The organism is Mycolicibacterium aichiense (assembly GCF_010726245.1).
GTDB classification, from domain to species: Bacteria; Actinomycetota; Actinomycetes; order Mycobacteriales; family Mycobacteriaceae; genus Mycobacterium; species Mycobacterium aichiense.
In genome coordinates, this window is sequence record NZ_AP022561.1 from 3343639 (window position 1) to 3357456 (window position 13818).

The 13818-nt window shown below is 66.6% G+C and carries 15 protein-coding genes; 10 read left to right on the plus strand and 5 right to left on the minus strand.

Annotated elements, in window-relative coordinates; all coding sequences use genetic code 11:
* Positions 1 to 10: 10 nt before the first annotated feature.
* The 3 genes from G6N32_RS16245 to G6N32_RS16255 all read left to right on the plus strand — a co-directional run bounded on the left by G6N32_RS16245 (position 11) and on the right by G6N32_RS16255 (position 2185).
* Positions 11 to 319 carry a hypothetical protein gene (locus G6N32_RS16245; protein WP_115320466.1) on the plus strand — a complete coding sequence of 103 codons (309 nt, stop codon included), beginning with the start codon at positions 11 to 13 and terminating at the stop codon, positions 317 to 319.
* An 80-nt stretch (positions 320 to 399) separates the two neighbouring features.
* On the plus strand, positions 400 to 1662 hold the full coding sequence (locus G6N32_RS16250) for a molybdopterin-dependent oxidoreductase (protein WP_232077786.1): 1263 nt from the start codon (positions 400 to 402) through the stop codon (positions 1660 to 1662).
* A gap of 1 nt (position 1663) precedes the next feature.
* Entirely contained in the window at positions 1664 to 2185 is a 522-nt protein-coding gene (locus tag G6N32_RS16255; RefSeq protein WP_115320468.1) for a hypothetical protein, read from the plus strand.
* On the opposite strand, the gene G6N32_RS16260 is transcribed toward G6N32_RS16255, so the two are convergent.
* From G6N32_RS16260 to G6N32_RS16280, 5 genes are read right to left on the minus strand one after another with little or no spacing between them, the layout of a single operon-like run.
* A complete protein-coding gene (locus G6N32_RS16260) occupies positions 2182 to 3180 on the minus strand; it encodes a TerC family protein (protein ID WP_115320469.1) in 999 nt (332 codons plus the stop codon). The two genes, G6N32_RS16255 and G6N32_RS16260, sit on opposite strands and share 4 nt — an antisense overlap.
* Before the next feature lie 18 nt (positions 3181 to 3198).
* The gene (locus G6N32_RS16265) at positions 3199 to 3585 is read right to left on the minus strand and encodes a universal stress protein (RefSeq protein WP_115320470.1); all 387 of its coding nucleotides are present in this window, start codon (positions 3583 to 3585) and stop codon (positions 3199 to 3201) included.
* Positions 3582 to 5123, minus strand: coding sequence for a tripartite tricarboxylate transporter permease (locus tag G6N32_RS16270; protein ID WP_115320471.1), 1542 nt, complete (start codon positions 5121 to 5123; stop codon positions 3582 to 3584). Before G6N32_RS16270 ends, G6N32_RS16265 begins: the two co-directional genes overlap by 4 nt.
* On the minus strand, positions 5124 to 5642 hold the full coding sequence (locus tag G6N32_RS16275) for a tripartite tricarboxylate transporter TctB family protein (protein WP_115320472.1): 519 nt from the start codon (positions 5640 to 5642) through the stop codon (positions 5124 to 5126).
* Positions 5639 to 6628, minus strand: coding sequence for a Bug family tripartite tricarboxylate transporter substrate binding protein (locus G6N32_RS16280; RefSeq protein ID WP_115320473.1), 990 nt, complete (start codon positions 6626 to 6628; stop codon positions 5639 to 5641). Before G6N32_RS16280 ends, G6N32_RS16275 begins: the two co-directional genes overlap by 4 nt.
* A 102-nt stretch (positions 6629 to 6730) precedes the next feature.
* Here G6N32_RS16280 and G6N32_RS16285 point away from each other — a divergent pair, with 102 nt between their 5' ends.
* The 7 genes from G6N32_RS16285 to G6N32_RS16315 are packed head-to-tail and all read left to right on the plus strand — an operon-like array spanning position 6731 to position 13809.
* On the plus strand, positions 6731 to 8344 hold the full coding sequence (locus G6N32_RS16285) for a sensor histidine kinase (RefSeq protein ID WP_115320474.1): 1614 nt from the start codon (positions 6731 to 6733) through the stop codon (positions 8342 to 8344).
* Positions 8337 to 9002: a response regulator gene (locus tag G6N32_RS16290; protein ID WP_115320475.1), complete on the plus strand. Its 666-nt coding sequence runs from the start codon at positions 8337 to 8339 to the stop codon at positions 9000 to 9002. Before G6N32_RS16285 ends, G6N32_RS16290 begins: the two co-directional genes overlap by 8 nt.
* A gap of 47 nt (positions 9003 to 9049) precedes the next feature.
* On the plus strand, positions 9050 to 10084 hold the full coding sequence (locus G6N32_RS16295) for an acetamidase/formamidase family protein (RefSeq protein ID WP_115320476.1): 1035 nt from the start codon (positions 9050 to 9052) through the stop codon (positions 10082 to 10084).
* Positions 10081 to 10485 carry a RidA family protein gene (locus tag G6N32_RS16300; protein WP_115320477.1) on the plus strand — a complete coding sequence of 135 codons (405 nt, stop codon included), beginning with the start codon at positions 10081 to 10083 and terminating at the stop codon, positions 10483 to 10485. Before G6N32_RS16295 ends, G6N32_RS16300 begins: the two co-directional genes overlap by 4 nt.
* Positions 10486 to 10542: 57 nt before the next feature.
* Positions 10543 to 11811 (plus strand): sulfotransferase family protein, encoded by a 1269-nt coding sequence (locus G6N32_RS16305; protein WP_115320478.1) that lies wholly within the window; start codon positions 10543 to 10545, stop codon positions 11809 to 11811.
* A 49-nt stretch (positions 11812 to 11860) separates the two neighbouring features.
* Complete coding sequence (locus G6N32_RS16310) at positions 11861 to 13063, plus strand: alkyl sulfatase dimerization domain-containing protein (RefSeq protein WP_232077787.1); 1203 nt, start codon at positions 11861 to 11863, stop codon at positions 13061 to 13063.
* Complete coding sequence (locus G6N32_RS16315) at positions 13060 to 13809, plus strand: SDR family NAD(P)-dependent oxidoreductase (RefSeq protein ID WP_115320480.1); 750 nt, start codon at positions 13060 to 13062, stop codon at positions 13807 to 13809. Before G6N32_RS16310 ends, G6N32_RS16315 begins: the two co-directional genes overlap by 4 nt.
* Positions 13810 to 13818 lie beyond the last annotated feature (9 nt).

Here is a 13818-nt window from a genome sequence, read left to right on the forward strand (position 1 = left end):
GGAGTTCCCCGTGAAGATCGCCCTTCCCGCTGCCGCGCTCGGCCTCGCCGTTGGCGTAGGTTTATGCGCTGCAGGCATTGCGACGGCCGTCCCGATCACCAGCGGATCGGCGGCAGACGTTGTCAAAGCTCTGCAAGACCAGGGCTACAGCGTGCAGTTCAACGGACCCTCGACGACCATGCCGCTGTCCCGGTGCACCGTCAACGGCGTGCACGGCCTGACCGTCATGATGATGGCCGACGGCGCTCTGACGATGCGCATGGATCCCGCCAACCCCGGCGTGGCCTACGTAGACCTCTCCTGCCCGATCGGCAACTAGTACACATGGACGGCGACGACCGCGACGAACCGCCCGCCGACACCGGCGGTTACGGTTTCCCAAGAGCGTTGTGGCGCACTATGGACAAGCATCCGCCACCCGGCGCCCACCATCTCCGCCGATGGCGTAGCCCGCTGCGTGGCCCGTGGTTGACCTCGGTACTCGGCTTGGTTCTGCTGATCACCCTGCCGGTAGTCATCATCACCGGCCTGCTCTCGTACATCGCCTACGGTCCCCAGTTCGGACAGGCGATTCCCGTCGATGTCGGGTTGCTGAAACTACCGACATTCAACTGGCCGACCGACCCGTCCTGGTTGTATCGGCTCACCCAGGGTCTGCATGTGGGACTGGGCCTGATTCTGATCCCGGTCATCTTGGCGAAGTTGTGGTCGGTGATCCCGCGCTTCTTCTCCTGGCCGCCCTCGCGATCGCTGGCCCAGCTGCTCGAACGCCTGTCGCTGATCATGCTGGTCGGCGGGATCCTCTTCGAAATTGTGACCGGCGTACTGAACATCCAGTACGACTACATCTTCGGGTTCAGCTTCTACACCGCGCACTATTTCGGTGCCTGGGTCTTCATCGCGGGATTCCTCGTCCACCTTGCCATCAAGCTCCCGAAGATGTGGGCCGGTCTGCGCTCGCTACCGTTTCGTCAGGTGCTGGCCACCTCGACAGCCGAAACCTGGCCGGAACCAACGGATCCCGACGGGCTGGTCGCTGTTGACCCGGCGCCTGCGACAATGAGCCGACGCGGTGCACTGCTTCTCGTCGGCTCCGGCGCGGTGTTCATGGCGGTGATCACCGCCGGGCAGACGATCGGCGGGTTCACGCGGCATCTGGCGCTTCTCCTGCCGCGTGGCCGGGACCTGGGCAACGGGCCCAACGACTTCGAAGTGAACAAGACTTTCGCCGCATCGCTGATCGATCCGCGCGCCACAGGCGACGCCTGGCGGCTCACCTTGACCGGCGGACCGCGTGCGGTGGTGCTCGATCGTGCTGCGCTGCTGGCGATGACGCAACACACCGCCACCTTGCCGATCGCCTGTGTGGAGGGCTGGTCGAGCACCCAGCGCTGGACAGGCGTACCGCTGCGCAATCTGGCCGTGTTGGCCGGGGTGCCCAATCCGGTCTCGGCCTACGTCCGTTCCCTCGAGCGGTACGGCTTCAACCAGGCGACGCTCCAAGCAAATCAGGTGTCGGCCCAGGATTCGTTGTTGGCGCTGAAAGTCAACGGTGCCGACCTGTCCCCCGATCATGGGTACCCGGCGCGCATCATCGTCCCTGCCCTGCCCGGCGTGCACAGCACCAAGTGGGTCACGACGATCGATTTCAGGGCGGGGTGACATGTCCTCGTTCCCATCGGTGTTCCGCGAGGTCTATGGCTCGCATCCGTTCCATCTGCTCACCTTGACAGCCGGATTCGCGTTATTCACTTATGTTCTCGTCACCGTGGGTCCTGCACAGCTGTGGAACCCCACCACCTGGTGGCAGTCCATCGCGGTCTGGTTCGCCGCCGCCATCGTCGCTCACGATCTGGTGTTGTTCCCGGTCTATTCGCTCGTCGATCGCTTTCTGGTGGCCGCACGCCGTCACCGTCGTGCCACCACCACGAGCCGTGTACCTCTGATCAACTACGTACGTGTGCCTCTGATGGGTGCGGCGTTGACGTTGGTCGTCTTCCTGCCCGGCATCATCGAGCAGGGCGCATCGAACTTTCATGCGGCCACCGGTTTGACCCAAGCTCCCTATCTAGGACGCTGGCTCCTGCTGACGGCAGCGCTGTTCGGGGCGAGCGCGGTTGCGTACGGCGTACGAGTGGCACGCGCGGCGGCAAAGCCGACTGCGGCCTCCCGTTCGGCGAGTTAGTCCGATACCGAATCAGGCGTGCTCGTGCGTCCCCGCGTCTTGATCAGGCTCGCCAGGGTCGTCACCAGCAGCACCACCCCGATCACGCTGATCGACATGCCCGTCGAGATCTCGGGGACCATGACGTGTTCGCCGCCGTTGATGAACGGCAGGGTGTTCTCGTGCAGGGCGTGCAGCACCAGCTTGACGCCGATGAACGCCAGGATCAGCGCCAGCCCGTAAGACAGGTACACCAGGCGGTCCAGCAGACCGCCGATCAGGAAGTACAGCTGCCGCAACCCCATCAAGGCGAACGCATTGGCGGTGAACACGATGTAGGGCTGCTCGGTCAGCCCGTAGATCGCCGGGATCGAGTCGAGTGCGAACAGCACGTCGGTGAAGCCAATTGCGATCAGCGCCAACAACATCGGTGTGACGGCGCGGCTACCGTCGACCTTGGTGAGGAACTTGTCTCCGTCGTAGTCCTCGGTCGTCGGGACCAGACGCCGCACCAGGGCGATGATGCGGCTGTCGCGCTTCTCTTCGACCTCCTTCTCGTGACCGGCCTCTTTCGCCAGCTTGATCGCGGTGAGCACCAAAAAGAGCCCGAAAAGGTAGAACACCCAGCTGAACGTGCTGATGGCCGCGGCACCGATGGCGATGAACCCGGCCCGCATCACCAGCGCCAGCACGATCCCGATCAGCAGCAGCTTCTGCTGGAACTGCCGCGGCACCGCGAACGTGGCCATGATGATCGTGAACACGAAGAGGTTGTCGACGGACAGCGCCTTCTCGGTGACGTACCCGGCGAAGTACTCGCCGGCGAACGTCCCGCCCCACAGCCACCACACGACGAATCCGAACGCAATCGCCAGGCCGATGTACACCGACGACCAGATCGCGGACTCTTTGAACGTCGGTTCGTGCGGCACCCGCACGTGGGCGAAGAAGTCGAACACGAACAGCCCGAGGATGACTGCGCACGTGATGAACCAGACCGAACCGCTGATGTCCATGACATCTATTATTCGGTATTAGCCAGCCTTGACCGCGAGGACAGGTTTCGGGCACTCCATCAGCACTTGTTGCGCGACGCTGCCGAGGAGCAGTTTGCCGACAGGGTTGCGGTGCCGCAGACCGATCACCAGCAGCTCGGCATCGGGGCGCTCCATCGCCTGCAGCAGCGCGTCGGCGGCGTACACCCCGACCGGCTGCGACAGCTCGTAGCGCACCCCGCTCTCGCGCAGGCGTTCGGTGATGGTGTGCACCTGCCCGGGCTGGGCGAACGCGGCGTCGACGTAGGAGTCCCCCGGCGTCGAGTTGATCACCAGCAGGTCCGTGTTGCGCAGGGTGGCCTCGGCGATGCCGGCATCCACCGCCGCCAGGCCGTGCTGGTCGTTGGTGTATCCCACGACGATCATGACGTCTGCGCCTTCTCTCTCTGATCCTTGTCGTCCTCGACCACCAGCAGCGTCTCTTCGTCGCGGTGCAGCAGCCTCAGCACCAGCGGGATGATCAGCAGCACGGCCATACATACGTAGGTGACGATCGCGACCGGCTCGGTGAACAGGTTCGACCAGTCTCCACCGCCGAGCTGCAGGCTCTGGCGCAGCTGACGTTCGATGCGCGGACCCAAAATGACGCCGATGATCAGCGGCAGCACTGGAAGCCCGAACCGGCGCATCATCAGTCCGAGAACACCGAACAGCAGCAGCAATGCCAGATCCAGCGGCTGGATGTTCACCGCGAACGCCCCGAGCGTGGCGAAGAACAGAATGCCGGCATACAGGTACGGCCGCGGCGTGCGCAGCAGCTTTGCCCACAGCGGCGCCAGCGGCAGGTTGAGCACCAGCAGCAGGAAGTTGCCGATGAACAAGCTGGCGATCAGCGTCCAGATCAGCAGCGGTTCCTTGCTGAACAGCGTTGGCCCGGGCTGGATGCCGTAGGAGACAAACGCGGTGAGCATCACCGCGGCGGTGGCGTTGGTCGGCAGGCCCAACGACAGCATCGGCACCAGAGTGCCTGCGGCGGAGGCATTGTTGGCGGCCTCGGGTCCGGCCACCCCTTCGATGGCGCCCTTGCCGAACTCCTCCGGATGCTTGGACAACTTCTTCTCGGTGATGTAGCTCAGGAAGGTGGGCAACTCGGCGCCGCCCGCGGGGAGCGCACCGAACGGAAACCCGAACGCGGTGCCGCGCAGCCACGGCTTCCAGGACCGCCGCCAGTCATCGCGGCCCATCCACGGCCGCCCGACCGGAATCACGTCGGCTGGCCTGCGCCGTAGATGCGCGGCCACCCAGAGTGCCTCTCCCACGGCGAAAATCGCGACGGCGATCACCACGATGTCGATACCGTCGGACAGTTGCGGGATACCGAACGTGGCCCGGGGCTGCCCGGTCAGGAAGTCGATGCCGACGATGCCGATCGCCAGGCCGAGCACCAGCGAGATGGCGCCGCGCAGCTTCGACGACCCCAGCACCGCGGTGACCGCCACCAGCGCGAAGAGCATGATCGCCAGATACGACGGCGCGCCGAGGGTGACGGCGAACCGCGAGATCGCGGGCGCGAACGCGGCCAGCAGTGCGGTACCGATACTGCCCGCGACGAACGAGCCGATCGCCGCGGTGGCCAGTGCCTGCGCGGCCCGGCCCGCTTTCGCCATCTTGTTGCCCTCGATGGCGGTGATCACCGACGACGACTCCCCCGGGGTGTTCAGCAGGATCGACGTGGTGGATCCGCCGTACATGCCGCCGTAGAAGATGCCCGCGAACATGATGAACGCCGCACTCGGGCTGACGTTGTAGGTGATGGGCAGCAGCAGCGCCACCGTCATGGCGGGTCCGATGCCGGGCAGCACCCCGACCGCGGTGCCCAACAGCACCCCGATCACGGCGTAGAGCAGGTTCATCGGGGTCGCCGCCTCGGCGAACCCCTGCAGCAGCCAGTTGACGTTGTCCATCTACAGAATCCCGTCCAAGATGCCTGCGGGCAGCGGGATTCCGAGCCCGGAATAGAACGCGTAGAAGCTGGCCAGTGCGAGGACGACACCGATGACGATGTTGCGCACGTAGTGCTTGGCACCCAGAATCGTTGCCGCACCGGCGAAGAACAGCGCACTGGTGATCACCCAGCCCACCGGGTTGACCAACAGGATCATCGCGACGAACAGCGCGACGAGCAGTCCGACGGTGCGCCAGTCCCCCGGCGCTTCGGGATCGATGTCCTCGCCCGCGTCGGCCTCGCCCTTGCTGCCCCGCGGGATGGCGACAGCCAGGATCACCGCCAGCACCAGTGCGGCCACCCCGATGACCAACGGAAAGAACTTGGGCCCAACGGGATCCACCTTGGCGAAACCCTCGTCCAGGGTCAGTCCGCTGTAGACCAGGAATCCGCCGACGATCGCCAGGACGGCGACCACGATGTACTGCGCATAATCGGACCGGCTGTCCGGCTGTGCGTGTTTCTCATCAATGCTCACAGCAGCCCCAATTCGGTCAGCGTCGACGAGACCCGGTTGTCCTGGTCTTTGAGAAATTGTTCGAACTGCGCACCGGTCACGAAGGCGTCCGTCCACCCGTTCTTGGCCAACGCCTCTTTCCATTCCGTCGTGCCATGCATCTCTTCGAGCGCGTTGACCATGTCGTTCTTGGCGCTGTCCGAAATACCCGGCGGCGCAAGGACACCGCGCCAGTTGGCGAAGGTCAGATCGATGCCGGACTCCTTGAGCGTCGGCGCATCGATGCCCTGGACGCGTTGCTCGCTGGACACCGCGAGCACCCGCAGCTGACCTGCCTCGATCTGGTCTATGAGCTCACCGGGGCTGGAGGTTCCCGCGGTGATCTTCTTGCCCAGCAGCGCGGTCAGCAGGTCTCCGCCGCCGTCGTAGGTGATGAAGTTGACCTGTCTCGGGTCGACGCCGACCTTCTTGGCGACTTCCATCGGGAACAGGTGATCGGGCCCGCCCGGGGAGGATCCCCCACCGATCGTCATCGTGCTCGGATCGGCCTTCCAGGCGGTGACGAAGTCCTGCACCGTCTTGAACGGCGAATCGGCCGGCACGAAGATCGCGCCCGGGTCCTCGATCAGCTTGGCGATCGCTGTCGCATCGGAGGCTTTGACCTTGGAACCGTTGGTGTAGGTGGCGCCGACGACCCCCAGGCCCATCGTCATCATCAGGTCGTTGTTGCCGCGCTCATTCATCAGCCGTGCCATCGCGACCGTGCCGCCGGCGCCGAGGACGTTGAACACCTCGACGCGGCCGGTGATGTCGCGGTCCTCCATGATCTTCACTGCCGTGCGCGCGGTCAGGTCGTAGCCGCCACCGGGGCTGTTCGGCACCATCATCCGCAGCCGGTGCAGACCGGACGGGTCGTCGCCCCGCGTCACGCCGCACCCGGCGAGCAGCAGGGTCACGGCCAGTACGGTGGCGATCACCGCGAACCGCTTCGTGCGTCGTCGCACCATTCGTCGACCCCGTTTCCTGGTGGGAAGAGTTCGTCCACATGTGATGTTCAGCAATACTGGTCGAGGAAGTGACGGCAGTCACTCTTTCGGACGCAGAGGAAGTTGTGGTCGTTGTGGTCATCGCTGGTACGTAGCGGCCGTAGCCTCGCGGGCCAGTTCCTCGCCTTCCAATTGCTCGTGGTGGCGGTCGTGCTGGTCGCGGTGGGCGCGGTGTCGATCGCCCAGTCGACCAAGGAGTTCCGCGACGTGCGCGGGCAGCGGATGATCGCGGTCGCCGAGAACGTGGCGTCCACACCGCTCGTGCGGGACCGGTACTCCGATCCCTTCGCGTCCCAAATCCTGGCGCCGGATGTCGACCGCGCGGTGGCGCTGTCCGGGGCCGGGCTCGCCGAGATCATCGACCCATCCGGGCGCGTGCGAGTGTCCACCGACCCGTCACGGGTGGGCCGCACCGCGGACTTCGGCCCCAGTCGGGTCGTCGAGGGCAGAGCCTGGTTCGGCGACCTCGACATCGACGGCCGCCACACGTTGGCCGGCCAAGTCCCCATCCTGTCCACCGACGGGGCGGTGCTGTCGGTGGTGTCGGTCAGCGAGCCCTACCCCTCGGTCTGGCAACTGCTCAGCGGAGCGGGTGAGCGGCTGCTGGCCTACCTCGGCCTGGGAGCGGCGCTGGGCCTGATCGCCTCGTGGTTGTTGTCGCGTCGGATCAAACGGCACACCCGAGGTCTGGAGGTCGCCGAGATCGCCGGGCTGGCCGAACATCGAGAAGCGTTGCTGCACAGCATTCGTGAGGGTGTGATCGGGGTGAACACCGACGGGGTGATCACGGTGGTCAACGACAGCGCGCAGGAATTGCTGGGGATCGGCGCCGACGCGGTCAACCGCCGGGTCCGCGACGCCGGCATCGATCCGGCCGTTGCCGACTTCCTGGTCTCCGGCGAGGACGGCCACGACGTGGTCATCGCCACGCCGAATCGGGTGCTGGCGCTCAACCGGCGGGCGGCGACCAGCCAGGGTCAGCGCATCGGTACGGTCACCACCATGCGCGACAGCACCGAGCTGGCGTCGATGCAGGGCCAGCTGTCCTCACACAAGAGCGTCACCGACACCCTGCGAGCGCAGACCCACGAATTCGCCAACCAACTGCACACCATCTCCGGGCTGGTCCAGCTCGGCGAGTACGACTCGGTGCGGGATCTGGTGGGCGCGTTGACCCGCCGCCGGGCCGAGATCGATGCCGCTGTGACACAGCATATTTCGGATCCTGCCGTGGCCGCGCTGCTGATCGCGAAGACCACACTGGCCGCCGAGAGTGGCGTGGCGCTGCACCTGGCCGACGACTCGCACCTGGCGGCGCTGAGCCCGGCGCTGGCGACTGACGTCATCACCGTGCTGGGGAACCTGATCGACAATGCCGTCGACGTATCCGAGGGCACCGCCGCCTCGCGCGTCGAGGTCAGGATCGACGACGCCGACGGCCTGACCATCGAGGTCGCCGACTCCGGACCCGGTGTGCCGCAAGCACATCGCAGCCAGATCTTCTCCAGGGGTGTGACGTCGAAACCGGATGTTCCCGGCGGTCGCGGTATCGGCCTGGCCTTGGTGCGGCTGATCACCGCGCAGCACGGCGGGACCGCCGAGGTGCACGACGCCGACGGCGGCGGCGCCTTGTTCGTCGCCCGGCTGCCGCGGGTCGAGTCGGTGAGTCATGCGTGAGGTGCTGGTCGTCGACGACGATTTCATGGTCGCCGACATCCACCGGCGCTTCGTCGACCGCATCGAGGGATTCCACACCGTCGGGGTGGCGCATACCGGCGCCGCCGCACTGGATGCCGCCCGCACCGTGCGCCCGGATCTGATCCTGCTCGACGTCTACCTCCCCGACATGACCGGCCTGCAGGTGCTGCAGACCTTGCGTGCCGAAGGTGATCCGGTGGGGGTCATCATGATCACCGCCGCACGGGAATTGGACACCGTCAGCGGCGCTCTCGACGGTGGCGCCGCCGATTATCTGATCAAGCCGTTCGAATTCGACCAGTTGAGAACCAAAGTGGTGGCATTCGCCGCCCGCGCCGATGCCCTCGGCGCAGACCGTGGCATCGACCAGAACTTCGTCGACACCCTGTTCGGACACGCCCCATCCTCGGGCGACTCACCGCCGATGCCCAAGGGGCTCGGCGCCGAGACCGCGCGGCTGGTCCTCGACGCTGTCCGCGGAGCAGGCGAGCTGTCGGCAGCCGAATGCGCTGATCTGGTGGGCATCTCCCGGGTCAGTGCGCGCCGCTACCTCGAACACTTCCTCACCACCGGTGCGGTGGGACTGCGATTGCAGTACGGGGCGGGGCGGCCCGAGCGGCGCTATCACGCAGGGTAATTCTTCGGCGCGCGCCCGGGCCGGGCTGCTGGCATGATCTGTCGCTTATGGCATCCCACCACCTCCCGGCGACCGCGCAGACGGTGCAGTGGGGCTTCTTCGACCCTCGGCAGGCGCCCGCACTGACCGTCGAATCCGGTGATTTGGTGGCGATCGAGACGCTGACCCATCATGCCGGCGACGCCCCCGATCTGCTGATGGACGAGGGCATTTCACGGGTGTTCGCCGACGTCGAGGACCGCGGACCGGGACCGCACATCCTCACCGGACCGATCGCCGTGACCGGCGCCCGACCGGGTGACGTGCTCCAGGTCGACATCCTGGAAGCCACCCCACGCCTGCCATACGGATCCAACCTGGCCGGGCACTGGGGTTACCTCTACGACGAGATCCCCGTGGAACGGGTCACCATCTACGAACTCGATGTCAACGCGCTGCTGGGACGGGCACTGTTCGGTTACGACTGGACGGCGACCCCGCTGGCCAACGAGCCGGGCACGATCGTGGCACCCGACCCCGCGACCCGCGAGCCCGCGCTGCCGGGAGTCGTGGTGCCACTGCGGCCACACTTCGGCACCATGGGTGTGGCGCCGGCCGATCCGGTGCGCGTCTCCTCGGTGCCACCGGGCGATCACGGCGGCAACGTCGACAACTGGCGCATCGGTGCGGGCGGCCGGATGTACTACCCCGTCCAGGTGCCCGGCGCGCTGCTCTCGGTCGGCGACCCGCATGTCTCACAAGGCGACGGTGAAGTCAGCGGAACCGCGCTGGAGTCGTCGTTGAACGGGTTGTTGCGCTTGACGATTCGCCGCGATCTGCCGTTCACCGTCCCGGTCCTGGAGACCGCGACCGAACTGCTGGTGCACGGCTTCGGCGAGAGCCTGGACGCGGCGATGAAATGCGCGACGCTGCGCACACTGCAGCTGCTGCGTTGTCACTTCGGGTTGTCGCGCGCCGACGCGTACTCGTTCATGTCGGTGGCGGTGGACTTCACCGTGACCCAGGTGGTCGACCAGCGTCAGGGCGTCCACGGCCGAATCGACAAGCGTTGTTTCCCACGGTGGCAGAATCCCGCTGCATGACCGGTATTCGGGCGTTCACGTTCACCCCGGCCGACGGTGTTCCCCCCGCGGTGGCGCCGTTCGCCCACGCGACCGCCGCAGGCCAAACCCTCTACGTCACCGGCCAGATGCCAACCGACACCAGCGGCACGGTGGTCGGTGAGGATGTCGCGACCCAGACCGATCAGGTACTGACCAACCTGTTGCGGGTCACCGAACTGTGTGGCGGTGGCCTGGCCGACGTGGTCTCGGTGCGGGCGTTTCTGCTCGACTGGGACGACTACGCCGCCTTCAATGCCGCCTACGCGCCGTGGTTCCCGGACCGGCTGCCGAGCCGAACCTGCGTCGGAACGACGGGTCTGGCCGTGGGTGCCCTGGTCGAGATCGACTGGGTCTGCTGGCGCGCCGACGGTTGGGCCTGATCCCGGCCAGCGAGAACCCCCGACCGGGAGCCGCACCGGGGATTAAGGTGCGTGGTCATGGCGACGCGGTCAGCACTGGAGACTCTGAACCTCGACGACCTCACCGACCCGGTGCTGACCGACACGCAGCGGCAGATCCTCGACTACACCGAGTCGCAGCACGTCACCTTCGACATCGACGAGATGCTCGCCCAAGCGGTGCAGCAGGCAGGCAGCGATGACCTGGCCGACGACGATGGTTTCGCCGACCGGCTGGCCGCCCATGTGGCGGCCATCGAGTCCGACACCGGGTTGCGCCAGCTGATCCGAAGTAGCCTGCGCGCCAGGGTGATTCGTAAGATCCGCAACCGGCTGTCGCTGACCGACCTGCTCAAGCGCTACCCCGAGATCGAATCCATCCCGATCGAGCGGCCGCTGATCGTGGTCGGCATGCCGCGCTCGGGCACCACTCACCTGGTCAACTTGATCGCCCAGGATCGGCGCAGGCGCGCCCTGCCGTATTGGGAGGCCGAGGATCCGATCCCTGCGCTCGGGCAGGGACCCGACGTGTTCGGTGTCGATCCCCGCTACACCCGCGTCAAGGCCGAGCACGAGGCACTGATGGCCAGCACCCCGTACGTCGCGGCGATGCACGACCGATTCCCCGAGGCCATCGAAGAGGAGGTCGAACTCCTCGACCTCGACATGGCCGGCTATGTCCTCGAATGGCACGCCCGCGTGCCGGGCTGGCGGGACTTCTACCTCGGCCTCGACCAGGTCCGCCACTACGCTTACCTGAAGAAGATCCTGCAGGCGCTGACCTTTCTGCGTGGGCCGCGCACCTGGGTGCTCAAATCACCACAGCACGCCGAACAGCTCGGTCCGCTGATGACCACCTTCCCCGATGCCACCGTCGCCTTCACCCATCGTGACCCGGTCGCGGTGATCCAATCGGCGATCACGATGATGGCGTACTCGGATCGACTACGCCGCACCAGCATCGACCCGGACTGGCTGGTCGACTACTGGAGTGACCGGATCCACCGCCTGCTCAGCGCATGCGTGCGGGACCGGGATCTGGTGCCCGCCGACCGCAGCGTCGACATCGGTTTCCATCACCTCAACGGCAACGAGATGCCGGTACTCACCGCGCTCTACGGGCAAGCGGGTATCGACGTCCCGCCCAAGGTGGCCAAGCGATTCGGCGCCTACATCGACGACAACCGCCGCGGCGCCAAGGGCCGCATCCCCTACGACCTGAGGCGGCACTTCGGTGTCGAGCCCGATGACCTGCGGTCGCGGTTCGCGTTCTACTTCGAGCGCTTCGACGTCCGCCCCGAGATCTGAAGGAACCGTCGTGGAACCCCTCTACCGCAGCAGGCCCGGCGCCGACGCCATGGCGCCTGCCGCCGCCGAACACGCCGAGGAAGTCGCCCCCGGCATCTGGTGCTCGCCCGGACTGACCAACGCCTACCTGCTCACCACCTCCGACGGCCGGGTGATCGTCAACACCGGGATGGGATTCGAAGGCCCGGTGCACCGCGCGGTGTTCGACGCCGTCGATTCCTCCCCGGTGCGCTACATCCTGATCACCCAGGGCCACTACGACCACGTCGGCGGGCTGGACACCCTGCGCGACCCGGACACCACGGTGGTGGCACAGGCGAATTGGGAGCAATGGCGCGACGACAATGAGCGGCTGCTGCCCTACCGGGCCAATCGCAGTGCGTTCGCGTTCTCCGACAGACTGGCCGGCGGTATCGCCAGGATCCAGCAGCGGTTCGGCAAGAGGCTGCCGGCCCAGAGCGCCGGGTGTGCCGACATCGTGGTCGACGACCGGTTGTCACTGACCGTCGGAGACCGCCGCTTCGAGCTGATCGCCACTCCGGGCGGGGAAACCACCGACTCGATGGTGATCTGGCTACCCGATGAGCGGATCTGCCTGTGCAGCAACACCTTCGGACCCATTTTCGGCCACATCCCCAATCTGGTCACCATGCGCGGCGACCGCTACCGGGATGCGCTGACCGTGATCGACACCATCGAGCGGGTCCGATCACTGCAACCCGAGGTACTGCTCACCGGACATTTCGACCCCATCCGCGGGGCCGACCTGATCGACGCCGAGCTGACCCGGCTGCGCGATGCCGTGCAGTACCTGCACGACGAGACGGTGGCCGGGATGAACGCCGGTAAAGACGTCCGGACCCTGATGCGCGAGATCACCCTGCCCGACCACCTGCAGGTCGGCCAGGGCTACGGCAAGGTGGCCTGGGATGTGCGGGCGATCTGGGAGAACTACTCCGGGTGGTTCCACCACCGGTCGACGACGGAGCTGTATCCGACCGGACCCGAGGCCGTCAGCGCGGATCTGGTGGAACTCGCCGGCGCCGAGGCCCTCACCACCCGGGCCCGGCGCCACCTCACCGACGGCCGCCCGCTGGAGGCCATCCACCTCGCCGAACTCGTCACCCACACCGCACCCGGCGACGCCGCGGCGCGGGCGGTGCTCAAGGACGCCCACGAGCAACTCCTGGCCGACAGCGTCAACTTCTGGGAAAGCGCCTGGCTGACCAAGCAGATCGAAAGGTACACATGACCGCCCAGCTGAGCTTCGACTTCACCGGAACCCGGGCCTTGGTCACCGGCGCTACCAGCGGCATCGGCCACGCCGTGGCCGTGCTGCTGCGCGACGCCGGCGCGACCGTCACCGTGACGGGCACCAAACCCGCTGCCGCCGACTACGACACCGACCTGGCCGGGATGACCTATCGGCAACTTGTGCTCACCGACAACGCATCCGTTGACAGCCTGGCCGAAAGCATCACGGCGCTCGACGTGCTGGTGAACAACGCCGGCGCCAACTTCCCGGGTGGCTTGGACGAATCCGCCCCCGACGGGTTCGCCGCGTCCGTCGCGCTGAACCTCACCGGGCCCTACCGGCTCACCGTCGGGCTGCGTCGGGCGCTCGCGGCGTCGACCGCGGAGGGTGGGGCGAGCGTGGTCAACCTCGCCTCCATGTCGGCACTGCGCGCGGTCACCATGGTCCCCGGATACGGGGCGGCCAAGTCCGGGATCATCAACATCACCCGCAACCTGGCGGTCAAGTGGGCCAAGTACGGCATCCGGGTCAACGCGATCGCGCCGGGCACCATCGAGACCGCGATGACCGAGCCGATGCACGCGGTCCCGGAGATCCTGGCAACCGAAATCGCCCACATCCCGGCCGGGCGGATGGGCCGGGTCGACGAGGTCGCACCGGCCGTCGCGGTCCTGTGCACGGCGCAGAGCAGCTACATCAACGGCGCAGTGCTGGTCGTCGACGGCGCCTCGGACTGCGTGTAGCCGCCCACC